This is a genomic window from Sphingomonas sp. NFX23 (genome assembly GCF_049887795.1).
Lineage (GTDB): Bacteria > Pseudomonadota > Alphaproteobacteria > Sphingomonadales > Sphingomonadaceae > Sphingomonas.
Genome location: NZ_JAGEKH010000001.1, coordinates 1 through 24294 on the forward strand (window position 1 = coordinate 1; position 24294 = coordinate 24294).

A 24294-nucleotide genomic window follows, 5' to 3' on the forward strand; every position below is an offset into this window, starting at 1 on the left:
GATTCCCACGCGTTACGCACCCGTGCGCCACTAAGGCCGAAGCCTTCGTTCGACTTGCATGTGTTAGGCATGCCGCCAGCGTTCATTCTGAGCCATGATCAAACTCTCAAGTTTATGTCACCAGCCAATCGCAGTGGAATTCCACGATCAACCAGCTCATCTCAAGGAGCCGCTCTGCACAATATCATTCAGACACCCTACCCGACCAAAGCCAGACAAAGTGTCCATTACATATGGAATATGTGAAGGACATATGAGAACGACTTAGCTTTAAACGATTACCCGAACCCTTGAGGAGCCCGGAAACCGCAAGCCGCCGCCCACATGTCCCTTCATCTTAACCTACAATGTCAAAGAGCCGACAAAAATACCGACACTCGCATAACCCCTCCCGTAGAAGAAGCTTGGAGCATCTGGTTTTTTGCGACCGTAGCAGAAGCCGGTAAGGCACTCCGCTGCGGTGACATCCCTCTACGGCCACCTCACAAACCCGTCAAACACTATTTTACAGTTTGAGGTCAGTTTTTGGAAAAATGAGGGCAAAGCACCCAGCAGTGCCCTCTCACACCTCCCGCATGGGCGATGGCTCGCCACGAGCGCGTTCCGGACAAAAGCTGACCTCGCCAATGCAGACCAACTGGGCGTAGAGGCAGCCCCCTTCCCCGACGGGGCAAACCGATCGAGCGTCCAGCTGCAATCCGCATGGAAATTTCGTGAGGAGACGTGAGGAGAAATGCGGCGGACGCCGGCACGTCCACTCGGCAACGCGTCAGCGCGCGGACGCCGTAGCGACCAGCGCCTCGAATACGGACGCCGGCAGGGGAGTGTGGAACTTGCAACCCGCCGTGTAGTCATCGGCCCACATTACCTCGGCAACGACCTGCCCGATTTGCGGAAGGTTGAGCCAGATGCTGGTACCGCGCTTGAGCGCCGAATAGGTTTGAAGTCGTGCACCGTGGACCGAGATGTCGATCACTCTGCAAAGTGTGCGGCCGGTCTTGCCGATCCGGACATCGAGCGAAACGGGAGCGCGAAGTGCGCTGCGCCGGGACTTGCGCTCTGCGGGTTCGAAGTCGGCGGCGAACATGGGGTCCTCGTCCTTGCGAGCCCAAATTTAGCCGTCGATCCCTAACGCCGTCTTAATAAAAGGCCCCGGAATGAATTAGTATCAATCCATTCCGGGGCTTTAGCTTACTTACGGAGCGTGAGACCGCCACCGAAACGCTTGTTGAAGCGCGCGACCTGGCCGCCCGTATCGAGCATCGTGCCACGGCCGCCGGTCCATGCCGGATGCGCGAGCGGATCGATCTCGAGCGTCATCACGTCGCCTTCCTTACCCCAGGTGGTGCGAGTCTGATACTTGCTACCATCGGTCATCTGGACGGTGATCATGTGGTAATCGGGGTGCGTGTCGGCCTTCATGGGTATTCTCCGGTAGGTGGCTGGTTCCGACCAGCCTGGAAAAGGAAGGCGCGCCCGTACACGGACGCGCCCGAATTTACAACAATGCGGGGCTAGAGCCTCGCATCAGGCTTTCGGCGGGTCGGCAATCATCGCCGTGAAGTTCGCCTCAGCCACCAGCTGCCCGTCGACCAGCGCGCGGCCGGCGAACTTGCACACCGAACTGCGCTTCTGGACGAACGTCACTTCGAGCTTGAGCAGCACGCCCGGCTCGACCGGCTTGCGGAACTTGGCCCCGTCGATCGCCATGAAATAGACGAGCTTGCCCGAGCCCGCGAGACCCAGCGATTCGACGGCGAGAATCCCCGCCGCCTGCGCCATCGCCTCGACGATCAGCACGCCCGGCATGATCGGCCGCCCAGGGAAATGCCCCTGAAAGAACTGCTCGTTCATCGATACCGCCTTGATCGCGGTGATCGATGTGTCGAGGATCAGATCCTCGACACGATCGACCAGCAGCAACGGATAGCGATGCGGCAACGCGGCCATGACGCGCCCGATATCGAGCGGACCCAAGCTCGTCTTGGCCGTGTCGTTCACAGTCTCGCTCATCGGTATGACTTAACGACCCTGCGGCGTGCGCGTGGCGGCAGGTGCACGCCCGGCTGGAGCCGGCGCAGCGCCCTGCTGCTGCTGGCCACCCTGCTGGTTCGGCTGCCAGTTCGCCGGAACGGCGGTGCTGACCGACGGTACGAGACGATCGAGTTCGGTCGTGATCGCAGGCGTGATGTCGGCAGTCGGCTGCGCGAACAGAGCGGCCTCGGGACGCAGCAACAGGCTGACGTTCTTGGCACGAACTGCGGCCGTCACGGCGTCGCTGAGCTTCGCCTGGATCTGCTCGATCGCGTATTGCTGCGCGCGCTGAGCGGGCTGCGTCAGGCGAGCAAGCTCCTGGTTCGCCGCGGTCTCACGCGTCTGGATCGCCTGTGCCTGCGGACGAAGCGACGCGTCAGTCGCGCCCGGCGCACGCTGTGCGGTCTGGAACGCGGTGACCAGCGGCTGGAGCTCGCGAGCCACGGCCTGGCGGCGCGTCTCGGCCTGGTCGAGCTGTGCCTTGTAGGTCGTCTCGATCTGGGCGCGCGCGGCGTTCCAGGCCTTCGAGTTGGCGATCGCACCCTGCGCGTCGGCGACGGCGATGCCCGAAACCTGTGCATCGGCAGCGGTCGCGGTCATGGCGGCAGGCGCAACGAGCGCTGCGGCGAGGAGAAGCGTCTTGAACGTCGTCATCAGAACTGTGTCCCTACGTTGAAAGTAATAAGCTTGGGGTCGTCACCCTTCTGGGTGAGCAAGGCTTTGGCGAGATCGATCCGGAGCGGACCGAATGGCGAGTTCCAGTTGACACCGATACCTACCGAGAGACGCGGCTTGGCCGAGTTTCCAAGGAACGTTTCCTGATAGATGTTCGGGTTGAGATACCGTGCATTGGCGGTCGTACCAGAACACGTCGTCGCCCCAGCGGCTATCACGCCTACGGGGCAGATCGTCTGAACAGATGCTATGCCCGGCGTCGTCGCAGTCGCCGCAACCTCCGGCGTCAAGTAGAGCGGATTATTCCCGCCGTCCTTATACTGGTTTTGCAGCAACGTCGGTGAACCATCCGCGTTGAACAGCAACGCACCGGCCGCGCTTTTAGCCTGATCATAATTGAATGTCGGAAGCGGCTTCTTGATACCGAACAGGCTACCGACCTGTGCGTAGATCGACGGCCTGAGACCCAGTTCGCGTGCACCGGATCCCAACGGAATCTCGATTTCCGCACGCGCAAGGTAATAGGCACGACCGCCGAGCGCATCGTCCTGAATCTGATCGCGATCGGTCTGGACCGACTGCGAGCCATCGGCGGCGATCACGTAGCCGGCGCGCAACACACGGGGGCCTACGCCTCGAATGTCGAAGCCGCGGAACTGTGGCTCACCGAGATAGAAGCGATCGGTGATACGGATCGGGTCCCGACCGGGGCCTGGGCTGCTCTCGAGAGGATGGATGTACCCGCCTTCTGCGACGATCGATCCGATAAAACCGCTCCCGAGGTTCGCATATTTCGAGCCCTCGAGTCGCGTGCGCAGATATTTCACGTCCCCACCCAGCCCAGCAAAATCCTGGCTGAACGAAAAACGTGATCCAGCGGTAGGACGAAGGCGGCTGTTCAACGTATCTCGGCTGATCGAGTAGCCGACCGAGGACGTCCAACGATTACCGATCGCTTCGCACAGATATCGACCCGCCACTTCGAGGTTACACGAACCGTTTGCGTTCAGATATTGGCTATCGAGGCTAACCTCGTCGTACGACAGACCATAGCGTGCCGAAAGCGACCAAAATTCAGTCAATGGCACGCCGGCACGAAGCTGGAAGCCGGTCGAGACCTGCGAATAGTTGGTCTGACGATCGTTACCGACATAGTTGAACGAGTTGTAGTCGCGGCGGAAGATGTCGCCACCGACTGCGATGTTCTTGTCGAACAGATACGGCTCGGTGAAGCCCAGCTCGATCGACTTCGAATAGCTCGAATAGTTGACGCCAGCGCGCAATTCCTGGCCCTTGCCGCGGAAGTTGCGCTGCGTGATGTTCGCCTGGATAATGAACCGCTCGAGGCTTGAATAGCCCGCCGACAGCTGCAGCTCGCCGGTGGACTTCTCTTCGAGGTTGGTTTCGAGGATCACGCGGTCGGGCGCGGAGCCCGGCAGCTGCTTGATCTCCATCTTGTCGGCGAAATACCCCAGCGAGTTGATGCGATCCTGCGAACGCTTCACCTGGAAGCTGTTGAACGCGTCGCCCTCGGCCAGACGGATCTCGCGACGCACGACCTTGTCCTGCGTCTGGGTGTTGCCGTTGATGTCGATCCGCTCGACATAGGTACGCTTGGCTTCGGCGATGTTGAAATTAATCCCCATCGTCAGCGTTTCGGCGTCCTTCTGGAACTCCGGGTTCACCTCGGTGAACGCGTAACCGAACAGGCCCGCGGTCTGGCTAAGGTTGTCGACCGAGTCCTCGACCAGCTTGGCGTTGTACCAGTCGCCCTTCTTCAGTGGCAGCGTGGCCGCTAGCTTGGTGTTGTCGAAGTCGCGGATCTGGCTATCGACGGTGACGTCGCCGAACTTGTAGCGCTTGCCCTCCTCCACCACGTACGTGATGATGAAGTCCTTCTTGTCCGGCGTCAGCTCGGCAACCGCCGACGTCACGCGGAAATCGGCATAGCCCTGCGTCAGGTAGAACTGGCGAAGCTTCTGCTGATCGTAGGACAGGCGATCCTGATCATAGCTGGTCGCCGACGACAGCAGGCGGAACAGGCGCGACTGCTTGGTCGCCATCTGGCCGCGAATCTGGTCGTCGGAGAACACCTCATTGCCGAGGATGTTGATCTGGCGGACCTTCGACTTCGGCCCTTCGCTGATCTCGAACACCACGTCGACGCGGTTCTGGTCGAGGTTGACCATCTTCGGATCGATCACCGCGGCGAAGCGGCCCTGGCGACGATACAGCTCGATGATCCGCGCGATATCCTGACGGACCGCGGTGCGCGTGAAGATCTGGCGCGGCGCGAGCTTGATCTCCTTGGTGATCTTGTCGCTCTTGAGAGCCTTGTTGCCCTCGATGATCACGCGGTTGATGATCGGGTTCTCGCGCACGCGGAGGACGATATTGCCGTCCTCGACACCTGCGATCGAGTAATCCGCGAACAGATCGCTGGCCTGGAGATCCTTCAGCGCCTGATCGAGCGTCTCGGCGGTATAGGGGATGCCGACGCGCAGCTTGGTATAGCTGAGCACCGTCTCGCCCTCGATGCGCTGCGATCCCTCGACGCGCAAAGTCTTTATCGTCCGCACGGATACCGGCGCGCCGACGGGCGTTACTACCGGCGGAGCGACTCGCGTCGCACTGTTCCGCGTCGCCGTTCCGACAGGCGCAGTTGAAGGCGAGGCGGCGGGTGCCGTCTGCGCGAAGGCGGGAACGCCCGACAGGATCGTTCCTGCAAGCAGCAGGGCGCCCTTACGCGCGAAATCGTAACCGTTGATCGCTGTCACCAAACCCACCTTAAAAACGTGCACATACAAGGCGCGCCCGCCCTGCCCTATCGTCGTCAGCCGATCAAGCCGGCCAAGTTCTTCCAGAGCCCAAAATTGCCGAGATCGTTGAAGGTCACGAGCAACATCAGCGCGAGGATTGCCGCAAGACCGCCACGAAACGCCCATTCCTGAACCTGCGGCTCGACCGGGCGCCTGCGCACCGCTTCGATCGCATAGAAGAACAAATGGCCTCCATCGAGCATCGGCACTGGCAGCAGATTGATGAACCCCAGATTGATCGACACCAGCGCGATCAGGAAGACATAGGCATCGAGGCCCAGCGACATCTGCTCGCCCGAGACCTTGGCGATGCTGAGCGGTCCGCCGAGTTCCTTCACCGAGCGACGCCCGGTGATGACCTGACCGAGGGTCTCGACCATCATCGACACGATCTCGCCGGTGCGCTTCACCGCGATGACCGGCGCCTCGACCAAGCTGACGGGGACGATGATCGGCTTGCTGCCGGCGATGCCTAGGCGACCGATTCGATATTCATTGCCGAAGCGATCGCGCTGGAGTTCGGTACCGATGACGATGTCACGCGACAGCGTCCGGTCGCCGCGCACCGCGTCGATCCGGGTCCGCTCGCCGGCGCGGATGCGGGCATAGCGCGCCATGTCGTCGAATGTCTCGACCGAGCGGCTGCCGATGCCGATGATCCGGTCGCCAGCCTGAAGGCCGGCCGCTGCAGCTGCGCTGCCGGGAACGGTACCACCCACGATCGGCGGCATGCGGATGTCGCCATAGGCGAACGCGAAGCCGGCGAGGATCAGGATCGCGACGACGAAGTTCACAACCGGGCCGGCTGCGACAACGATCGCGCGCTGCCATACCGGCTTGGACTGGAACGTACGCTGGCGTTCTTCGGCGGGTAGCGACAGCCACTCGGCAGAGGGCTGGCTGGCCGGGTTCATATCACCGGCAAACTTGACGTAACCACCAAGAGGCAGCCAACCGAACTTCCACCGCGTGCCACGCTTGTCGGTAAAGCCTGCAATCTCGTGGCCGAAGCCGATCGCGAAGGCATCCGCCTTTATCCCGAAAAAGCGTCCGGCGAGGTAATGTCCCATCTCGTGCACGAACACGAGGGGGCCGATCACCGCGGCGAACGACAATATGGTCAGCAGGACACCGGGTGTTTCGATCAAACCGCGTAATCCTTCACACGCTCGCCGGCCAAGATCCGCGCCTCGGCATCGATCGCCAGCACGGCATCGACGCTGTCCGGCGCGGCCGGGTCATAACACGACAACGTATGTTCGACGATTGCGGCAATTTCGAGGAAGCCGATGCGCCGTTGCAGGAATGCCTCGACCGCTACCTCGTTGGCTGCGTTGAGAATTGCCGGCCGAGCGCCACCCGCGTCGAGCGCCTCGCGAGCGAGCCGCAACGCGGGGAAGCGCACCGGATCGGGTGCCTCGAAGTCGAGTCGGCCGATCGCGACCAGGTCGAGCTGCGCCATCGGCGTTGCCATCCGGTCCGGCCAGGCGAGCGTATGCGCGATCGGCGTCCGCATGTCAGGCGGCCCGAGCTGCGCGAGAACCGACCCGTCGACATGATCGACCAGGCTGTGGATCACCGATTGCGGATGGATGACGATCTCGATCCGGTCGTGCGCAATCGGGAACAGCCGCGCGGCCTCGATCAGCTCGAGGCCCTTGTTCATGCAGGTCGCCGAATCGACTGAGATCTTCGCGCCCATCGACCAGTTGGGATGCTTCACCGCCTGTTCGAGCGTCACGCCGCGCATCTGCTCGGTCGTCCAGTCGCGGAACGGCCCGCCACTGCACGTCAGGATGATCCGCCGCACACGCTCGGGCCGAGTCGCATCGAAACACTGGAAGATCGCGTTGTGCTCTGAATCAGCCGGCAACAGCGTTGCGCCGGTCCGCTCGGCAGCGGCAAGGATCACATCACCGGCGGAGACCAGCGGCTCCTTGTTGGCGATGACAACGGTGCCGCCTTGCTCGATCGCCGCCATCACCGGCTTCAGTCCCGCACAACCGACGATCGCTCCCATCGTCCAGTCCGCGCCCGAAGACGCCGCCTCGGCGATCGCCTCGGCACCCCCGCCCGTGCGGATTCCCGTGCCGGCCAGCGCCTCACGCAACTCCGGCAGGCATTTTTCGTCCGCGACGACCGCGAACTCGGCCTGGGTACGGATCGCAGCCGCAGCAAGCTTCGCCACATCGCAATTCGCCGTCAGTGCGACGACGCGAAACCGATCCGGCTCCCGCTCGATAAGGTCGAGCGTCGAGGTGCCGACCGAACCGGTAGCCCCCAAAATCGTGACGCTCTTCATGCGTAGAAGTGCGGCAGCAGGACGAGGAATGCCGCGACCGGCGCGACCGGGACCAGGCCGTCGAGGCGATCCATCACGCCGCCATGCCCTGGCAGGATGTTGCCGCTGTCCTTCACGCCTGCCACTCTCTTCAACCAGCTCTCGTAGAGATCGCCCATCTGCGCGAGCACGGCGAGCACGGGTGTCGCCAGCGTCATCCGCATCGGCAAGCCGTATTGCGTGTGCAGCACCGCCGCGACCGCGCTCGCAAGCACGACACCGCCGATCAGCCCCGACCATGTCTTGTTCGGACTAATCACCGGCGCAAGCTTGGGACCGCCCAGCGTGCGCCCGGTAAAGAACGCGCCGATATCGCACGCCCACACCAGCGACAGCGCCCACAGCGTGAAGAGGATTCCCTCCTCCTGCCGCCGGATGATCATCAGCGCGAAGACGGGGAGACCGCAATAGATGATGCCCAGCGCCAGCTTGGGTTTGCGCGTCGTGATGACGACGAAGAACGCCGCCCCCACGAGCAAGCCCAGCGTGAAGAAATCGTGGATCACGAGGATCAGCGACGCCGGCGCCATCAGTGCGAGCGGCACCGAGAGCGCGAACTGCGTCATCCGCTTGGTCTTCGCGTCGGCGCCCTGGAGCATCGACCATTCCGCCATCATGAACAGCGCGGCGACCACGCCTAGCACCCAGAACGCGATCCCGCCGAGCGTCAGCGCAAGGCTGGCCACCGCGATCATGCCGACGCTGGCGATCATCCGGAGCTGGAGATTGGACGGCGTACGTAACGCCTGATCGGGCGCCTTTTCAGGGTCGGTAAGACTCACAGACCACCGTAGCGGCGCTGGCGTTGGCCGAACGCCGCGACCGCATCGGCGAGCGCGGCGGCGTCGAAGTCAGGCCAGAGCGTGTCGACGAACAGCAGTTCCGCATACGCCGCCTGCCACAACAGGAAGTTCGACAGACGCTGCTCGCCCGACGTCCGGATCATCAGGTCCAGTGGTGGCAGGTCATGCGTGTCGAGCTCGGCTTCGATCGTCGCCTCATCGATGCTCGCCGGATCCAGCGTACCATCGCGCGCGCGCTCCGCCAGACGCCGTGCCGCGCCCACCAGTTCGGCATGCGCGCCATAATTCAGCGCGATCGCCAGAATCGGCCCGGTATTGCCCGCCGTCCGCGCGATCGCATCGTCGACCATCGCCACCAGATCGGGCGAAAAGCTGTGATAGTCGCCGATCACGCGCAGCCGAACGTTCTCGCGTGCGAGTTCGTCGAGGTCGCTGCGGATGAAATGCCGCAGCAACCCCATCAGGTCGCTGACCTCCTCGGCCGGACGCCGCCAGTTCTCGGACGAGAACGCGTACAGCGTCAGCGCCTCGATTCCCATCGCGCGCGCCGCCCGCGTCACTTTCCGCACCGCCTCGACGCCAGCCTTGTGCCCGGCGAAGCGCGGCAGGAACCGCTTCTTCGCCCAGCGGCCATTGCCGTCCATGATGATCGCGACATGACGCGGCACCGCCCCGCCTGCAGGAACGGCGCCCACAGGAACAGCAGCGAGCGGCGCGGCCGAGGAGGCCTGCAATCTCACTTGCCCAGGATTTCCTTTTCCTTGGCGGTCGCGGTCGCATCGAGCTCGGCGATGATGCTGTCGGTCAGCTTCTGCACTTCGGTCTCGTGACGCTTGCGCTCGTCCTCGCCGAACACGCCCTTCTTCTCGTCGACCTTGAGCGAATCCATGCCGTCGCGGCGCACGTTGCGGACCGCAATGCGGGCCTTCTCGGCATACTGGCCGGCAAGCTTGGCGAGTTCCTTGCGGCGCTCCTCGGTCAGATCCGGGATCGGCAAGCGCAGCGTCTGGCCGTCGACGATCGGGTTGAGCCCCAGACCCGCCGAGCGGATCGCCTTGTCGGTCGGGCCGACGTTCGACTTGTCCCAGACCTGCACCGACAGCATGCGCGGCTCAGGCGCCGACACGGTCGCGACCTGGTTCAGCGGCATCGACGACCCGTACACCGTCACCATCACCGGATCGAGCAACGCGGTCGACGCGCGGCCGGTGCGCAGGCCGGCGAGATCGCTCTTCAGCGCTTCGACGGCACCCGCCATGCGGCGTTCGAGGTCGGTCTTGTCGTATGCGGCCATCTTAAAGCTCCTGCTCGTTCTGGACGATCGTCGACACGCCATCACCCGCCAACACCGCGGCAAGATTGCCGGGTTCGCGGATGTTGAAGACGACGATCGGGATATTGTTGTCGCGGCACAGCGCGATCGCGCTCGCGTCCATGACCTTGAGGTCGTCGGACAGCACGCGGCTGTACGTGACCGTTTCGTAGCGCACTGCGTCCGGGTGCGTCTTCGGGTCGGCGTTATAGACGCCGTCGACCGAAGTGCCCTTGAACAGCGCATCGCACTTCATCTCGGCAGCACGCAGCGCGGCGCCCGAATCGGTGGTGAAATAGGGGCTGCCGACGCCCGCCGCGAAGATCACGACGCGGCCCTTCTCCAAGTGACGCTCGGCCCGGCGGCGGATGAACGGCTCGCACACCGACGCCATCGGGATCGCCGACTGGACGCGCGTGTCCACGCCGATCTGCTCCAGCGCGTTCTGCACCGCGAGCGCGTTCATCACGGTCGCGAGCATGCCCATGTAATCGCCGGTCGCCCGGTCCATGCCGCGGGCGGCGCCGGCCATGCCGCGGAAGATGTTGCCACCGCCGACGACGATGCAGATCTCGTAGCCCTTGGCCTTGATGTCCGCGATCTCCTGCGCGACGCGCGCGGTGACGGTCGGATCGATCGAAAGACCCGACGGCCCCATCAGGACTTCGCCCGACAGTTTCAGCAGGATACGGTTGTAGCGCGGAGGCGTCATAAATCTCGAATTGTGATTGGCGGGGCGGCGCGGACCTTAGGCGGCGAGGCCTGGGATGTGAAGCGCTGTGCGGCGCGTGCATCGAAACTGGATGGAGATGAGACGGAAAATCGTCGTTCGCAAAAGCGCGCAACGGAGAACTATCGTCATTCCCGCGGAGGCGGGAACCCATATGGGCTGGCGTCTCGATGGATCACCGGCGGCGGAGTATATGGATCCGCGCCTACGCGGGGATGACGAGGCAGCCCGAAGGCTACCCCGTAATCCTTCTCCCCGCGGGGAGAAGGTGGCCCGGCAGGGCCGGATGAGGGGGAGTGAGGTTCGAGACCTTACCACTCCCCTCACCCTTCCCACCGCAAGCGCGGCGGGCCCCTTCCCTCTCCCCTAGGGGCGAGGGAGGAAGTCGGCTTATGCCTGGGGCACGCCCGAAGCAGCAGCAACCTCGGCTGCGAAGTCGGACTGCTCCTTCTCGATGCCTTCGCCGAGCTGGAAGCGGACATAGTCCACCAGCTTGATCTCGGCGCCGGCATCCTTGCCGGCCTTGGCAACGACGTCGGAGATCTTGGTCTTGCCGTCCATCACGAACAGCTGGCTGACCAGGGCGTGCTCCTTGCGGTACTTGGCGATGCCGCCCTCGACCATCTTGGCGATGATGTCGGCAGGCTTGCCCGACTCGGCGGCCTTCTCGGTCGCGATCGCGCGCTCGCGCTCGATCTCGCCCTCGTCGAGGTCGGCTTCGTTCAGCGCCTTCGGGAAGGCCGCTGCGATGTGCATCGCGAGCTGCTTGCCGAGCGCCTGGAGAACCTCGTCCGAAGCCTCCGACTCGAGCGCGACGAGCACGCCGATCTTGCCAAGGCCAGGGGCCGCTGCATTGTGGATGTACGGAACGACCGCACCCTTGCTGACTTCCAGCGTGCGCGAGCGGCGCAGCGACTGGTTCTCGCCGATCGTCGCGACGTTGTTCGTCAGGACTTCCTCGACGGTCTTGCCCGATGGCATCGCCTGCGACTTCAGCGCCTCGATGTCGCCACCCGTTGCGAGCGCGATCTGCGTGACGTCACGGACGAACGACTGAAACTGGTCGTTCTTCGCAACAAAATCGGTCTCCGAATTGACTTCGACCGCTGCGCCCTTGGTGCCCGACACGGCGACGCCGACCAGGCCCTCGGCCGCGGTACGGCTGGACTTCTTGGCGGCGGCTGCGAGCCCCTTGGTGCGCAGCCAATCCATCGCCTGCTCCATGTCGCCGCCGTTCTCGCTCAGCGCCTTCTTGCAATCCATCATGCCCGCGCCGCTCTTCTCGCGCAGATCCTTGACCATTGCTGCCGTGATATCGGCCATGTCTCTAATCCTTTTTAGGTCTGAATATGGTTGCGGGCGAGGCAGAGCTTTCGCCCTACCCCGCCCGCATGACGGTTCGGCGACGACGCTTATGCGTCGATCTGGCGCTCACCCTCGGCTGCGAATTCTGCAGCGGTATCGGCATTCGCGGTTGCCTGTGCCGTGTCAGCCGTAGCTTCGACGGTCGGCTCTGCGCTCAATGCCTCTTCCTTCGGCGGCTCGACCATTGCGCCGATGTCGGCACCGGTGCGGCGCTGCTGCTCCTGGCCGCCGCGCGTCGCTGCGATCGCGATCGCCTCGCAGTACAGGCGGATGGCGCGAGCTGCGTCGTCGTTCGCGGGAACCGGGAAGGCGATGCCGTCCGGCGACACGTTCGAATCGAGGATCGCGACGACGGGAATACCCAGCGTGTTGGCCTCCTTGATCGCCAGCTCTTCCTTGTTCGCGTCGATCACGAACATCACGTCGGGAATGCCGCCCATGTCGCGGATGCCGCCGAGCGAAAGCTCGAGCTTGTCCTTCTCGCGGGTGAGCTGAAGGACTTCCTTCTTGGTCAGGCCGACGGTGTCGCCCGACAGCATTTCCTCGAGCGTCTTGAGACGCTTGATCGAACCCGAGATGGTCTTCCAGTTGGTGAGCATGCCGCCCAACCAGCGATGGTTGACGAAGTGCTGGCCCGAACGACGCGCGGCGTCCGCGACGGGCTCCTGCGCCTGGCGCTTGGTGCCGACGAACAGGACCTTGCCGCCACCGGCAACCGCCGACGAGACGAACTCGAGCGCGCGCGCGAACAGCGGCACGGTCTGCGAAAGGTCGAGGATGTGGACGCCGTTACGATCACCGAAGATGTAAGGCTTCATCTTGGGGTTCCACCGATGAGTCTGGTGGCCGAAATGCGCGCCCGTTTCGATGAGCTGCTGCATGGAGACGACTGGAGCCGCCATAGGGATATATCCTTCCGGTTGTGCCTCTGGGAAGCGGATGACGTCGTGGCCGAATGACCGTGACGCACCGGGCTATGATGCCTCCCATGCGGGGTTAGAGGCGCGGCCCTTAGCGTGGCTCTATTCGAAAAGCAATCGAACAAGGACCGCTTGACTCATGGAACGCAATGAGAACATAAAGGGCTCAGAGGGGAACAGATGTTCGACTCGGCGCGGAATCACCCCGGCAGGACGGGATTCGAAATGCGACGAGTGGAACGATGTTTCTGACCAAGTGTTTGCGGATATTAGGAATTTGTTCGCAACTCATAGGAAGGCGGACGTGATGTTGGTTCTGAGCTTCATGGTTTTTGCTGGTGCATTCGCGGTAGCGGGCATGATGATCGTCTCGTCGATCGCGCCGCAGTGGGACCGTATCGTCCGTCTCGCGATGGGCAACGTCGAACCCGCGTTCCAGCCGCTCCGCACGCTGGCCGTTGCGGAGCGTCGGATCGCGGTCAGGCGCTGGGCTTCGACGTCGGCTCCGGTGCCCGCCCGCCGCTGGAACGCTGCCGCCTGATCTTGGCGTAGCTCGCGATGCTGAACGGCATCGAGAGCAGGTACAGCACGCAGATGATGCTAAGCGTATGCCACGGCGCGCTCACGATGGCAGCGCCGAGCAGTACGACGAGCGCAATGGCCTCGAACCTGATGTTGCTGCGGAGCTTGACCGAACTCCACGAATAGGTCGCGATACTCGACACCATCAGCAGCGCGACGAACGCGACCCACGGCGCCACGAAATACGGCGACGCGAACTTGGGTTCATCGGTCCAGAACCAGAAGAACATCGGCATTAGCGCGAGTCCCGCGCCGGCTGGAGCCGGAACGCCGGTTAGGAAACCCGCGGACTTATGCGGCTGGTGGCTCTCGTCGATCTTGGCGTTGAAGCGCGCGAGACGCAGCGCGCAGAACACGGCGAGGATCAACGAGCAGATCCAGCCGACGCGCGGCAAAGCCGTCAGCGACCAGAGATAGACGATCAGCGCCGGCGCAACGCCGAACGAGATCGCGTCGGAGAGCGAATCGAGTTCCGCGCCGAACCGACTTTCGCCGTGCAGCATCCGGGCGATCCGACCATCCAGGCCGTCGAGCACGCCCGCGACCATGATCATCGCGACGGCACTTTCCCATTGTCCACCGATCGCGAACCGCACGCCACTCAGGCCTGAACACAGGGCTAGCGCGGTAACCGCGTTGGGAGCGACGGCGCGCAGGGGAAGTCCGCGCGGTGCACGACGTGTGCGACCGAACCGCCCCCGGCCCCGCTCCTCGATCGAATCGGTCGAACCGTCGCGGTCCATCACTGCGCGATACCACCGACCGGAACGCCACCGACGCGACCAAGCACGGTCTCGCCCGCGATGCTACGCTGGCCCAGACACACCTGCGCCACAACGTGATCGGGCAGGTACACGTCGACTCGGCTACCGAACCGGATCAGGCCGATGCGCTGGCCGACCGCGACCATGTCGCCGGCCTTCACGAAGCCGAGGATGCGGCGCGCGACCAGGCCGGCGATCTGCGTGAAGCCGATCCGCATGCCGTTGCGGTCCTCGACCACGAAATGCTGGCGCTCGTTCTCATCGCTCGCCTTGTCGAGGTCGGCGTTGAGAAACTTGCCCGAAATGTAGACGACCTGGCGGATCGTGCCCGCGATCGGCGTACGATTGATGTGCACGTCGAACACCGACATGAAGATCGACACGCGGACCAGCGGCGCATCGCCGAGGCCGTTCTCGCCGGCGAGCTCGCGCGGGATCGGCACGCGCTGGATCATCGTGATCAGCCCGTCGGCGGGGGCGACGATCAGACCTTCGCCCTGGGGGGTGGTGCGGATCGGATCGCGGAAGAACGTCGCGACCCAAATCACGACGCCGACCATCGGCCAGAACAGCACGTGACTGACGATCGTCAGCAGCAGCGTGATGCCGGTCGCGATCGCGACGTATTTGTGGCCCTCCGGATGGACTGCGGGAAATCGCCATTTGACCGTGGAGGTCGTGACGGGCGGCTTGTCGAGCGATGCCATAACCTGCGGGTCTATCCGTGCAGGACGCGCGATACAACGATGAACCGGCTTTTCCTTGTAGGACCAGTGGTTGTCCAATGGTTGATCGTGGCGGCATGCTCCCCTAGACGCTCCCCAAACCCCTCCCCCGAAGGACCCGGATATGGCGAAGATCAAGGTAAAGAATCCGATCGTGGAGATCGATGGCGACGAGATGACCCGGATCATCTGGGAATGGATCCGCGAACGCCTGATTAAGCCCTATCTGGACATCGAACTCGATTACTACGATCTCGGCGTCGAGCATCGCGACGCGACCGACGACCAGGTCACGATCGACAGCGCGCTCGCCACGCAGAAGCACGGCGTCGCGGTCAAGTGCGCGACGATCACGCCCGACGAGCAGCGTGTCACCGAGTTTGGCCTCAAGAAGATGTGGAAGTCGCCGAACGGCACGATCCGCAACATCCTCGGCGGGACCATCTTCCGCGAGCCGATCGTGATCAAGAACGTGCCCCGCCTGATCCCGGGCTGGACGCACCCGATCGTCGTCGGCCGTCATGCGTTCGGCGATCAGTATCGCGCGACCGATTATCTGATCCCTGGCCCCGGCAAGCTGCGCCTCGTCTTCGAAGGCGACGATGGCACGGTCATCGACCGCGAGGTGTTCCAGTTCCCGTCGGCAGGCGTCGCGATGGCGATGTACAACCTCGACGATTCGATCCGCGATTTCGCGCGCGCCTCGATGCATTACGGCCTCAACCTGAAGTGGCCGGTATACCTGTCGACCAAGAACACCATCCTCAAGGCCTATGACGGCCGCTTTAAGGATCTGTTCGCCGAGGTGTTCGAGGCCGAGTTCAAGGACAAGTTCAAGGAAGCCGGCATCGTCTACGAGCACCGCCTGATCGACGACATGGTCGCATCGGCGCTCAAGTGGAACGGCGAGTTCGTCTGGGCCTGCAAGAACTATGACGGCGACGTCCAGTCGGACCAGGTCGCACAGGGCTTCGGGTCGCTCGGCCTGATGACCTCGATCCTGCTGACTCCGGACGGCAAGACCGTCGAGGCCGAGGCGGCGCACGGCACCGTCACGCGCCACTTCCGCATGCACGAGCAGGGCAAGGCAACCTCGACCAACCCGATCGCGTCGATCTTCGCATGGACCGGTGGCCTGAAGTATCGTGGCAAGTTCGACGATACGCCCGACGTCACCAAGTTCGCCGAGACGCTCGAGCGCGTCTGCGTCCAGACGGTCGAGAACGGCCACATGACCAAGGATCTCGCGATTCTGATCGGCCCCGACCAGCCCTGGATGACGACCGAGCAGTTCTTCGAGCAGGTCCGCTCGAACCTCGAGACTGAAATGGCCAACTGGGCCTGATCCAGCACCCCGCTCCCGGAAACGGGGGCGGGGTTCTCTCTCTCCCGTCATCCCGACGAAACTCAGGATGACGGAGGGCGGTCAACCGGACGCAAAGCCGTATCCCGCTGCACACGTCACCACGGGTGACAATTCCGTCATGCGTCCCCTAAGGTCGCACGCATGGCATTACGGCTCGACAATCAGGGTTTCAGCGACGCGCTCGTCATCCTCGGCGCGGCGGGCCTCGTAATCCCCGCATTCGCACGGTTCCGGGTCAGCCCGGTCATCGGTTTCATCCTTGTCGGCCTGCTGGTCGGTCCCGCAGGCCTGGGCTCGCTCACCGGCTCCGCGCCGTGGTTGTATTATCTGACCATCTCCAACCCGGAATCGATCGAACCGTTCGCCGAATTTGGGATCATCCTGCTGTTGTTCTCGATCGGCCTCGAACTCTCGTTCAAGCGGTTATGGTCGATGAAGCGACTGGTGTTCGGCACCGGCGCCGCCGAACTCATCGGCTCGGCGCTGATCATCGGCACGGCGCTGCACTTCATCGGCCAGGAATGGGCGGGCGCGATGGGGCTCGGGTTCGCGCTCGCGCTCTCCTCGACAGCATTAGTCCTGCCACTTGTGGGCACGACGGGTGCGGTCGGGCGTGGTGCCTTCGCTATGCTGTTGTTCGAGGATCTGGCGCTCGTCCCGATCATCTTCGTGCTCGGTGCACTCGCCCCGACCGCGAGCGCGGACGGCTGGTCGAATATCGCCGGCGTCGCGCTACGCGGTGGGCTGACCGTGGTCGCGATGTATATCGGCGGTCGGATCGTCCTGCCCCGGCTGTTCGGCCAAGCCGCGCGAACCAAGAGTCCCGAACTCTTCCTCGCCGCGTCGCTGCTAGTGGTGATCGTTGCTAGCGTAGCGACCACAGCCGCGGGGCTGTCGCCTATCGTTGGTGCGCTGCTGGCCGGGCTGTTGATCGCGGAGACCGAGTATCACAGCGAGGTCGAGGTCATCACCGCGCCGTTCAAGGGCCTCGCGCTCGGCGTGTTCCTGATTACCGTCGGCATGAGCCTCGACCTGCGCCTGATCGGGCAGAACTGGCCTTCGCTGCTGCTCGCGGTGAGCGGCGTGGTTGCGACCAAGGCGATCGTCACGTTCCTGTTCCTGCGCGTCGCCAATTCGCGGCGCGGGGTCGCGGCCGAAACGGGCCTGCTGATGGGAAGCCCGTCGGAGACCACGCTGATCGTACTCGCCACGGCGGCGCAGGCGCAGCTGATCCTCCCTTCGACGGCGTCCTTCTGGCAGACCGTTACGGCGATCGGCCTGACGATCACGCCGTTGCTGGCCAAGCTCGGCCGCACCGTCTCGCGCCAGCTCGAAAGCCGCTCGACGGCCGATGCTGGGGATATCGAGATCGATGACGACGGCCCCGGCACGGTCGTCATCGGCTTCGGCCGGGTTGGCCGCATGGTCGCGGACATGCTGGCCGTCCACGGGCAGAAATACGTCGCGGTCGAGGCGGATATCGATTCAGTGGAAGAGGCCCGCATGCTCGGCCACCCGGTATTATTTGGCGACGTCGCCCGCCCCGAACTGGTCGAACGATTGAAGCTGCATACCGCCAAGGCGTTGATCCTGACGATGGACGACCCGGTGCTGACGGTGCGCCTGGCGCGGCGAGTGCGAGCTTTGGCGCCGGACCTGCCGATCGTCGCGCGCGCGCGCGATACGGCGCATGCGGCCGAACTATACCGTGCGGGTGTGACCGACGCAGTGCCGGAGACGCTGGAGAGTTCATTGCAGTTGGCAGAGGCAGTGCTGGTCGATCTCGGCGTGGCGATGGGGCCGGTGATCGCCTCGATCCACGAGAAGCGCGACGAGCTTCGCCAAGAGATCAAGGCGGCGGCTGACATGATCGTCGAACCGCGGATCAGGAAGGCCAAGCGGACGCCCCGCGCGGCATAGATCGCACGAGGCGTCGGCCTTGAACGGGCCTGAGCGGATTGATCAGGCGGCGGCTAGCGCGAAATCCTTGAAGCGTTCGCGGAGCGCGGTCTTGAGCAGTTTGCCCGTCGCGGTGTGCGGCAGGTCTTCGACGAAGACGATCGCGTCGGGGAGCCACCATTTGGCGACGTGCTTGGCCAGGTGATCGAGGATCGCCTGTTCGGTAACCTCGCTGCCCGGCTTGCGGACTACCAGCAATAATGGGCGCTCGTCCCATTTCGGATGGTGGACGCCGATTGCGGCCGCCTCCGCGACGCCCGGACAGCCGACGGCCGCGTTCTCCAGGTCGACCGAACTGATCCATTCGCCGCCGGACTTGATGACGTCCTTGGAGCGGTCGGTGATCTGCATCGTGCCGTCCGCGTGGAGCATCGCGACGTCGCCGGTGTCGAACCAGCCGTCCGCATCGACCGCGTCCTCGTCGGCGCCGAAATAGCGCTGGACGACCCAGGGGCCCCTAACCTGCAACCGGCCGGCGATCGAGCCGTCGCGGGGGAGGACGACGCCCTCGTCGTCGATGATGCGGAGCTCGATGCCGAACGGCACGCTGCCCTGCTTGCCGACGAGGTCGAGTTTCTCGTCGTGCGTCATGTCGTCCCAGTGCGGCGGGTTGAAGCCGGCGGTGCCGATTGGCGAGGTCTCGGTCATGCCCCAGAGGTGCTTGACCGTGGCGCCCATGCCCATGATCCGCTCGATCATCGCGCGCGGCGCTGCCGAGCCGCCGATCGTTACCTGCTTGAGGTGGCGCGGCGCATCGCCCGACGCGTCCATATGGCCGAACATCGCGAGCCATACGGTCGGCACGCCAGCGGAGTGCGTCACCTTCTCGTCGTTCATTAGGCGGCACAGCACGGCGGGATCGTTGACGGCGGAATAGACGACTTTTGCCCCCGAAAGCGCGCAGGCGAACGGCAGGCCCCAGGCGGCGGCATGGAACATCGGCACGACCGGCAGCACGACCGCGTTGGGCGACAGATCGAACACCCACGGCGCGACCTCGGCCATCGCGTGGATCAGCGTCGAGCGGTGAGTGTAGAGGACGCCCTTCGGATTGCCGGTGGTGCCGCTGGTGTAGCAGAGCATGCACGGCTCGCGCTCGGGGCCTTCGACCCATTCATAGTCACCGTCCTCGGCGTCGAGCAGCGCCTGGAAGCCGTCGGGTCCCAGGTCATCGAAGCAGATGAAATGGCGGATGCTGGTCCACTGCGCGCGGAGGCGATCGACGAGTGGCTGGAACGCCTTGTCGTAGAGCATCACGCGGTCTTCGGCGTGGTTGGCGATGTATACGAGTTGTTCGTCGAACAGGCGTGGATTGATCGTGTGGATCACGCCGCCCATGCCAATCGTGCCGTACCAGGCGACGAGGTGGTGCGCGTGGTTCATAGCCAGCGTCGCGACCCGGTCGCCGGGCGCTACGCCCAGTTTTTCGAGCGCTTGGGCCAGTTTGCGGGCGTCGCGGGAGATTCCGGCCCAGTTGCTGCGCGTCTCGCGGCCGTCCGCCCAGTAGCTGACGAGTTCCCGCGCGCCGTGTTCGCGGGCCGCGTGGTCGATCAGGCGGGGAACACGAAGCTCGAAATCCTGCATTCCACCCAGCATTCATGCTCTCCCAAGCTGTTAACCGACCAGAGCGAGCCTCGTTTCCGAGGTCTTCATCTCCACCTTGGCGACACCGTGCAACGACTCGATGTGCTCGACAAGCTCTCCGTCGAGCAGGAAGTCGCGACCCAGCAGGATGCAGACCTCGCCGTCGGGCAATTGCGCGCGGACGCGAACCTCGCCGCGCGCGCCGCGGTGTTCGGCAAGCAGCGACGCGAGGCCGGCGAACGCGGTCATGTCGGAGATTGTCACGACCACCTGGAAGCGCGCGAGGTTGGCGAGGCCCTCGAATGGCTGGATGCGCTTGATGCTGACGCGCGGCGTGTCCTCGCCGGGTTTCCGGTCGAGCTCGACGGTGATCAGCCCGCAGCCGCCGGCCTTGGCCGCCTCCTCCAGGTCCTTCGAGACTTGGTCGTCGAAGCAGGTCGCCATGAACTGGCCGCTCGCGTCGGAGCATTGCGCCATCATGAAACGCTTGCCGCGCGCGGACGTGCGATAGCGCGCGTCCTCGACCAGCACCGCCATCGTCGCGCCGGCGCGGCTGCCGTCGTCGGGGATGTTGAGCTCGGACAGTGCGGTGTAGGCGCGGGCACCGTGGCTGACCGCGATGTGACGATGGCGGTCGACCGGGTGGGCGGAGAAATAGAAGCCGAACGCCTCCTTTTCCTGGTCCATGCGCTGGCTGAGCGTCCAGCGGACCGAGGGGGGGAGCTTGATCGCATCGCCCGCGGGCTCGGCGTCACCGAACAGGCCGCCCTGCCCGCTGGTCTTCTGTTCGTGCGTACGCGCGGCGATCGCGAGGATCGTCTCTGCGGTGGCGTGGATGCCGGCGCGGTTCGGATCGAGGCCGTCGAAGGCGCCCGCGGCGGCGAGCGTTTCGAGCTGGCGCTTGTTGAGCAGGCGCGGGTCGACGCGCTTGGCGAGATCGTCGAGACCGGCGAACGGGCCGTTCTGGACGCGCTCGACGATGAGCTTCTCCATCGCGCCTTCGCCGACCGATTTCAGCGCGCCGAGGGCGTAGCGGACGGCGAGATTGTTTCCCCGCGAAGGCGGGGACCCAGTCTGGGCACCCGCCTTCGCGGGTGAACAATCTTCTGGTCCGAGTTCTACGTCCGGCAAAACCTCGACATCGAACTCGGCCTGGCTCGCGTTGATGCACGGCGGCAGCGCGGTGATCCCGAGACGGCGCATGTCGTCGGTGAAGATCGCCAGCTTGTCGGTCTGGTGAAGATCGTAGCACATCGAGGCCGCGAAGAATTCGTGCGGGTGGTGCGCCTTGAGCCACGCGGTCTGGTACGCGAGCAGCGCATAGGCGGCGGCGTGGCTCTTGTTAAAGCCGTAGCCGGCGAACTTGTCGATCAAGTCGAACAGCGCGTTCGCCTCGGCCTTCTTGATGCCGTTGACGGTGAGACAGCCCTCGACGAACCCCGCGCGCTGCGCGTCCATCTCGGCCTTCACCTTCTTGCCCATCGCGCGGCGCAGCAGATCGGCGCCGCCGAGCGAGAAGCCGGCCAGCACCTGCGCGGCCTGCATGACCTGTTCCTGGTAGACGAAGATCCCGTAGGTTTCGGACAGGATCGGTTCGAGCAGCGGATGCGGATAGTCGATCGCCTCGGTGCCGTTCTTGCGGCGGCCGAACGACGGGATGTTGTCCATCGGGCCCGGTCGATACAGCGACACGAGCGCGATGATGTCGCCGAAATTGGACGGGCGCACCGCCGACAGCGTACGGCGCATGCCCTCCGATTCGAGCTGGAATACGCCGACGGTGTCGCCCTTTTGCAGGAGCGCGTAGACGCCCGCATCGTCCCATTCGAGCGCCTCGAGATCGACCGTCACGCCGCGCTTGGCGAGTAGTTGCACCGCCTTCTGGAGCACCGACAGCGTCTTCAGCCCGAGGAAATCGAACTTCACGAGGCCGGCGCCCTCGACATATTTCATGTCGAACTGGGTGACGGGCATGTCGGACCGTGGATCGCGATACAGCGGCACGAGCTGCGCCAGCGGTCGGTCGCCGATCACCACGCCGGCAGCGTGCGTCGACGAGTGGCGTGGCAGGCCCTCTAGCTTCATCGCCAGATCGAGCAGCTTCCGGACGCCGTTGTCGTTGGCGTATTCCTTCGCCAACTCGCCGACGCCGTTGAGCGCGCGCTCCAGCGTCCACGGATCGGTCGGGTGGTTAGGCACGAGCTTGGCGAGGCGATCAATCTGGCCGTAGCTCATCTGCAGCACGCGGCCGGTGTCCTTCAGCACCGCGCGCGCCTTCAGCTTTCCGAAGGTGATGATCTGCGCGACCTGGTCGCGACCGTATTTCTCCTGGACGTAGCGGATCACCTCGACGCGGCGGGTTTCGCAAAAATCGATGTCGAAATCGGGCATCGACACGCGTTCCGGGTTCAAGAAGCGCTCGAACAGCAGGCCGAGCTTGATCGGATCCAAGTCCGTGATCGTCAGCGACCAGGCGACGACCGAGCCTGCGCCCGAACCACGGCCCGGGCCGACCGGAATGTCGTGGTCCTTCGCCCATTTGATGAAATCGGCGACGATCAGGAAATAGCCGGGGAAGCCCATCTGGACGATCACGTCGACCTCGAACGCGAGCCGCTTGCGGTACACGTCGCGCCAGCCGTCCTCGCCTTCGCCGTGGAGTTCGGTAATGCGGGCAAGACGCGCTTCTAGACCGGCTTCGGCGTCGTCGCGGAGCAACTTTGCCTCGCCCTCGATATCGCCGGCGAGGCTGGGGAGGATCGGTTTGCGGTACGGCGCCATCACCGCGCAGCGTTGGGCGACGATCAAGGTGTTGGCGATCGCCTCGGGCAGATCGGCGAACATCTCGTGCATCACCGGCGCGGGCTTCATCCAGGCCTCGGGGCAGCTGCGGATGCGGTCCTCGGTTTCGACATAGGTCGAATGCGCGATACAGAGCATGGCGTCGTGCGCGTCGCCGAATGCGCTCTCGGTGAAGCAGCACGGGTTGGTCGCGACCAGCGGGAGATTGCGGTCGTAGGCGATGTCGATGAGGTCGGCTTCGGCCGCGGTCTCGATCGCGTCGTTGCGGCGCGAGAGCTCGATGTAGAGGCGGTCGCCGAACAGGCCTTGGAGGCGGTCGAGATAGGCGCGGGCACGGTCGGGCTGGCCTTCCGCGAACAGCCGCGCAAGACCGCCCTCGCCGCCTGCGGTCAGCGCGATCAGGCCGTCGGTGTGGCGTTCGAGCGCGGCGAAGTCGACATGCGCGGGCATCTCGATCGGGCGGTCGAGATGTGCCATCGAGACGAGCGCACAGAGATTGTCGTAGCCGGTCATGTTCTGAGCGTAGAGCGCGAGCCAGTCGAACTGCGTGGCGACGCCGTCGGGCATGTCGGGGCGACCGACGCCGAGCATGACGCCGATGATCGGCTGGACGCCGTCCTTCTTGGCGGCGTCCGAATAGGCCATCGCTGCGTAGAGCCCGTTGCGATCGGTCAGCGCGGCGGCGGGAAAGCCCAGCGCGCGCGCCTGCTTGGCGATCGCCTTGGGATCGATGGCGCCGTCGAGCATGGTGTAGCAGGAGAAAACGCGGAGGGGGACGTAACCGGAATGAGGCATCATATTCAGGTAGGCGTTGACGCACGATTCGACCAGCGGCGTTGAGTCCGATCGGAACCCCGGACACGACGAGCCGTTGCGGCGGAGACATCTGGGAGCATTCTTCATGACCGATCCACGCGGGCACTTTGCCGATACTGAAACCACGGCTGCGGGTACGCCTCGTGCAGGCGCTGGCTGGGGCTGGATCCTGGCGTATGGCGTGCTGTCGGTGGTGCTGGGGATCATGGCGTTCGCGTCGCCGTTTTCCGCGACCTATGCCGCGACTTTGGTGATCGGGACGTTTCTGATTGCCGCCGGGATCGTGTCGATCGTGTCGGGGTTTGCCGGCAAGGGGCATGAGGGGCGCGGCTATGCGATCGGGTTTGGGCTGGTGTCGCTGGTGATCGGGCTGATCATGGCGTTCGAGCCCGCGACGGGCGCGATCTCGCTGACGTTGCTGATTGCGGTTTGGCTTGGTTTGCGTGGCGTTCTGGAGATCGGGCTTGGGGCGCGGTTTCGGCGTGGCAAGGGGCTGGTGATTGCGCTGGGGGTGGTGAACATATTGCTGGCGGTGATCGTGTTAGCGACACTGCCTTGGTCGGCGTTGACGTTGCCGGGGTATGTTTTGGGGATCAGTTTCCTGTTTGGTGGGGTGACTTCGGTTGCTTCGGCGCTGGCGCATAAGAAGGGCGCGCCGGCGTTTTCGGTGTGACCGCCTGATTGTTCTCCCGCGAAG

The 24294-nt window shown here is 64.2% G+C and carries 21 protein-coding genes and 1 rRNA gene; 4 read left to right on the forward strand and 18 right to left on the reverse strand.

Annotated elements, in window-relative coordinates; all coding sequences use genetic code 11:
• The 14 genes from J4O76_RS00005 to rpsB all read right to left on the reverse strand — a co-directional run.
• Positions 1–114 (reverse strand): 16S ribosomal RNA (locus J4O76_RS00005); the annotation flags it as partial.
• A gap of 655 nt (positions 115–769) precedes the next feature.
• Entirely contained in the window at positions 770–1087 is a 318-nt protein-coding gene (locus J4O76_RS00010; protein WP_426279633.1) for a PilZ domain-containing protein, read from the reverse strand.
• Between the two features lie 104 nt (positions 1088–1191).
• Positions 1192–1422, reverse strand: coding sequence for a 50S ribosomal protein L31 (rpmE, locus tag J4O76_RS00015; RefSeq protein ID WP_055880673.1), 231 nt, complete (start codon positions 1420–1422; stop codon positions 1192–1194).
• A gap of 105 nt (positions 1423–1527) precedes the next feature.
• A complete protein-coding gene (fabZ, locus tag J4O76_RS00020; protein ID WP_426279634.1) occupies positions 1528–2013 on the reverse strand; it encodes a 3-hydroxyacyl-ACP dehydratase FabZ in 486 nt (161 codons plus the stop codon).
• Positions 2014–2022: 9 nt separating this feature from the next.
• Positions 2023–2688 carry an OmpH family outer membrane protein gene (locus tag J4O76_RS00025; protein WP_056066013.1) on the reverse strand — a complete coding sequence of 222 codons (666 nt, stop codon included), beginning with the start codon at positions 2686–2688 and terminating at the stop codon, positions 2023–2025.
• On the reverse strand, positions 2688–5489 hold the full coding sequence (bamA, locus tag J4O76_RS00030; protein ID WP_426280381.1) for an outer membrane protein assembly factor BamA: 2802 nt from the start codon (positions 5487–5489) through the stop codon (positions 2688–2690). Before bamA ends, J4O76_RS00025 begins: the two co-directional genes overlap by 1 nt.
• Positions 5490–5542: 53 nt before the next feature.
• Positions 5543–6676 carry a M50 family metallopeptidase gene (locus tag J4O76_RS00035; protein WP_426279635.1) on the reverse strand — a complete coding sequence of 378 codons (1134 nt, stop codon included), beginning with the start codon at positions 6674–6676 and terminating at the stop codon, positions 5543–5545.
• Positions 6673–7830, reverse strand: a complete 1158-nt coding sequence (locus J4O76_RS00040) for a 1-deoxy-D-xylulose-5-phosphate reductoisomerase (RefSeq protein ID WP_426279636.1) — start codon at positions 7828–7830, stop codon at positions 6673–6675. Before J4O76_RS00040 ends, J4O76_RS00035 begins: the two co-directional genes overlap by 4 nt.
• Positions 7827–8582, reverse strand: coding sequence for a phosphatidate cytidylyltransferase (locus J4O76_RS00045; protein ID WP_426280382.1), 756 nt, complete (start codon positions 8580–8582; stop codon positions 7827–7829). The genes J4O76_RS00040 and J4O76_RS00045 overlap by 4 nt, the downstream gene beginning before the upstream one ends.
• 65 nt (positions 8583–8647) lie before the next feature.
• Positions 8648–9340 (reverse strand): isoprenyl transferase, encoded by a 693-nt coding sequence (locus tag J4O76_RS00050; RefSeq protein WP_426279637.1) that lies wholly within the window; start codon positions 9338–9340, stop codon positions 8648–8650.
• A 68-nt stretch (positions 9341–9408) separates the two neighbouring features.
• The gene (frr, locus tag J4O76_RS00055; protein ID WP_056055952.1) at positions 9409–9966 is read right to left on the reverse strand and encodes a ribosome recycling factor; all 558 of its coding nucleotides are present in this window, start codon (positions 9964–9966) and stop codon (positions 9409–9411) included.
• A 1-nt stretch (position 9967) separates the two neighbouring features.
• On the reverse strand, positions 9968–10696 hold the full coding sequence (pyrH, locus tag J4O76_RS00060; RefSeq protein ID WP_056066004.1) for a UMP kinase: 729 nt from the start codon (positions 10694–10696) through the stop codon (positions 9968–9970).
• Between the two features lie 408 nt (positions 10697–11104).
• Positions 11105–12037, reverse strand: a complete 933-nt coding sequence (gene tsf / locus J4O76_RS00065; RefSeq protein WP_426279638.1) for a translation elongation factor Ts — start codon at positions 12035–12037, stop codon at positions 11105–11107.
• An 89-nt stretch (positions 12038–12126) separates the two neighbouring features.
• Complete coding sequence (gene rpsB, locus J4O76_RS00070) at positions 12127–12981, reverse strand: 30S ribosomal protein S2 (protein WP_056055944.1); 855 nt, start codon at positions 12979–12981, stop codon at positions 12127–12129.
• A gap of 325 nt (positions 12982–13306) precedes the next feature.
• Here rpsB and J4O76_RS00075 point away from each other — a divergent pair, with 325 nt between their 5' ends.
• Positions 13307–13540, forward strand: coding sequence for a hypothetical protein (locus tag J4O76_RS00075; RefSeq protein WP_056489532.1), 234 nt, complete (start codon positions 13307–13309; stop codon positions 13538–13540).
• Here J4O76_RS00075 and J4O76_RS00080 read toward each other — a convergent pair.
• Together J4O76_RS00080 and J4O76_RS00085 are read right to left on the reverse strand one after the other, a co-directional pair.
• Positions 13479–14324, reverse strand: a complete 846-nt coding sequence (locus J4O76_RS00080; protein ID WP_426279639.1) for a CDP-alcohol phosphatidyltransferase family protein — start codon at positions 14322–14324, stop codon at positions 13479–13481. The genes J4O76_RS00075 and J4O76_RS00080 overlap by 62 nt on opposite strands.
• A complete protein-coding gene (locus J4O76_RS00085) occupies positions 14324–15052 on the reverse strand; it encodes a phosphatidylserine decarboxylase (RefSeq protein WP_426279640.1) in 729 nt (242 codons plus the stop codon). Before J4O76_RS00085 ends, J4O76_RS00080 begins: the two co-directional genes overlap by 1 nt.
• Before the next feature lie 142 nt (positions 15053–15194).
• Between J4O76_RS00085 and J4O76_RS00090 the strand changes: the two genes are divergently transcribed.
• Together J4O76_RS00090 and J4O76_RS00095 are read left to right on the forward strand one after the other, a co-directional pair.
• Positions 15195–16415 (forward strand): NADP-dependent isocitrate dehydrogenase, encoded by a 1221-nt coding sequence (locus J4O76_RS00090; protein WP_426279641.1) that lies wholly within the window; start codon positions 15195–15197, stop codon positions 16413–16415.
• Between the two features lie 162 nt (positions 16416–16577).
• A complete protein-coding gene (locus J4O76_RS00095) occupies positions 16578–18356 on the forward strand; it encodes a cation:proton antiporter (protein ID WP_056489538.1) in 1779 nt (592 codons plus the stop codon).
• A 42-nt stretch (positions 18357–18398) separates the two neighbouring features.
• Here the strand turns inward: J4O76_RS00095 and J4O76_RS00100 are convergent, their stop codons facing one another.
• A complete protein-coding gene (locus J4O76_RS00100; protein WP_426279642.1) occupies positions 18399–19991 on the reverse strand; it encodes a long-chain fatty acid--CoA ligase in 1593 nt (530 codons plus the stop codon).
• A gap of 18 nt (positions 19992–20009) precedes the next feature.
• A complete protein-coding gene (gene dnaE / locus J4O76_RS00105; protein ID WP_426280383.1) occupies positions 20010–23576 on the reverse strand; it encodes a DNA polymerase III subunit alpha in 3567 nt (1188 codons plus the stop codon).
• Positions 23577–23682: 106 nt separating this feature from the next.
• Here dnaE and J4O76_RS00110 point away from each other — a divergent pair, with 106 nt between their 5' ends.
• Positions 23683–24270 (forward strand): HdeD family acid-resistance protein, encoded by a 588-nt coding sequence (locus J4O76_RS00110; protein ID WP_426279643.1) that lies wholly within the window; start codon positions 23683–23685, stop codon positions 24268–24270.
• Positions 24271–24294: the final 24 nt, after the last annotated feature.

What these genes read in the sequence shown, in the direction of transcription:
- J4O76_RS00010 (WP_426279633.1), bottom strand. Translation starts at nt 1,087, where the DNA reads ATGTTCGCCGCCGACTTCGAACCCGCAGAGCGCAAGTCCCGGCGCAGC.
- rpmE (WP_055880673.1), bottom strand. Translation starts at nt 1,422, where the DNA reads ATGAAGGCCGACACGCACCCCGATTACCACATGATCACCGTCCAGATG.
- fabZ (WP_426279634.1), bottom strand. Translation starts at nt 2,013, where the DNA reads ATGAGCGAGACTGTGAACGACACGGCCAAGACGAGCTTGGGTCCGCTC.
- J4O76_RS00025 (WP_056066013.1), bottom strand. Translation starts at nt 2,688, where the DNA reads ATGACGACGTTCAAGACGCTTCTCCTCGCCGCAGCGCTCGTTGCGCCT.
- J4O76_RS00040 (WP_426279636.1), bottom strand. Translation starts at nt 7,830, where the DNA reads ATGAAGAGCGTCACGATTTTGGGGGCTACCGGTTCGGTCGGCACCTCG.
- J4O76_RS00045 (WP_426280382.1), bottom strand. Translation starts at nt 8,582, where the DNA reads ATGATCGCCAGCGTCGGCATGATCGCGGTGGCCAGCCTTGCGCTGACG.
- frr (WP_056055952.1), bottom strand. Translation starts at nt 9,966, where the DNA reads ATGGCCGCATACGACAAGACCGACCTCGAACGCCGCATGGCGGGTGCC.
- pyrH (WP_056066004.1), bottom strand. Translation starts at nt 10,696, where the DNA reads ATGACGCCTCCGCGCTACAACCGTATCCTGCTGAAACTGTCGGGCGAA.
- tsf (WP_426279638.1), bottom strand. Translation starts at nt 12,037, where the DNA reads ATGGCCGATATCACGGCAGCAATGGTCAAGGATCTGCGCGAGAAGAGC.
- rpsB (WP_056055944.1), bottom strand. Translation starts at nt 12,981, where the DNA reads ATGGCGGCTCCAGTCGTCTCCATGCAGCAGCTCATCGAAACGGGCGCG.
- J4O76_RS00075 (WP_056489532.1), top strand. Translation starts at nt 13,307, where the DNA reads ATGTTGGTTCTGAGCTTCATGGTTTTTGCTGGTGCATTCGCGGTAGCG.
- J4O76_RS00080 (WP_426279639.1), bottom strand. Translation starts at nt 14,324, where the DNA reads ATGGACCGCGACGGTTCGACCGATTCGATCGAGGAGCGGGGCCGGGGG.
- J4O76_RS00085 (WP_426279640.1), bottom strand. Translation starts at nt 15,052, where the DNA reads ATGGCATCGCTCGACAAGCCGCCCGTCACGACCTCCACGGTCAAATGG.
- J4O76_RS00090 (WP_426279641.1), top strand. Translation starts at nt 15,195, where the DNA reads ATGGCGAAGATCAAGGTAAAGAATCCGATCGTGGAGATCGATGGCGAC.
- J4O76_RS00095 (WP_056489538.1), top strand. Translation starts at nt 16,578, where the DNA reads ATGGCATTACGGCTCGACAATCAGGGTTTCAGCGACGCGCTCGTCATC.
- J4O76_RS00100 (WP_426279642.1), bottom strand. Translation starts at nt 19,991, where the DNA reads ATGCTGGGTGGAATGCAGGATTTCGAGCTTCGTGTTCCCCGCCTGATC.
- dnaE (WP_426280383.1), bottom strand. Translation starts at nt 23,576, where the DNA reads ATGCCTCATTCCGGTTACGTCCCCCTCCGCGTTTTCTCCTGCTACACC.
- J4O76_RS00110 (WP_426279643.1), top strand. Translation starts at nt 23,683, where the DNA reads ATGACCGATCCACGCGGGCACTTTGCCGATACTGAAACCACGGCTGCG.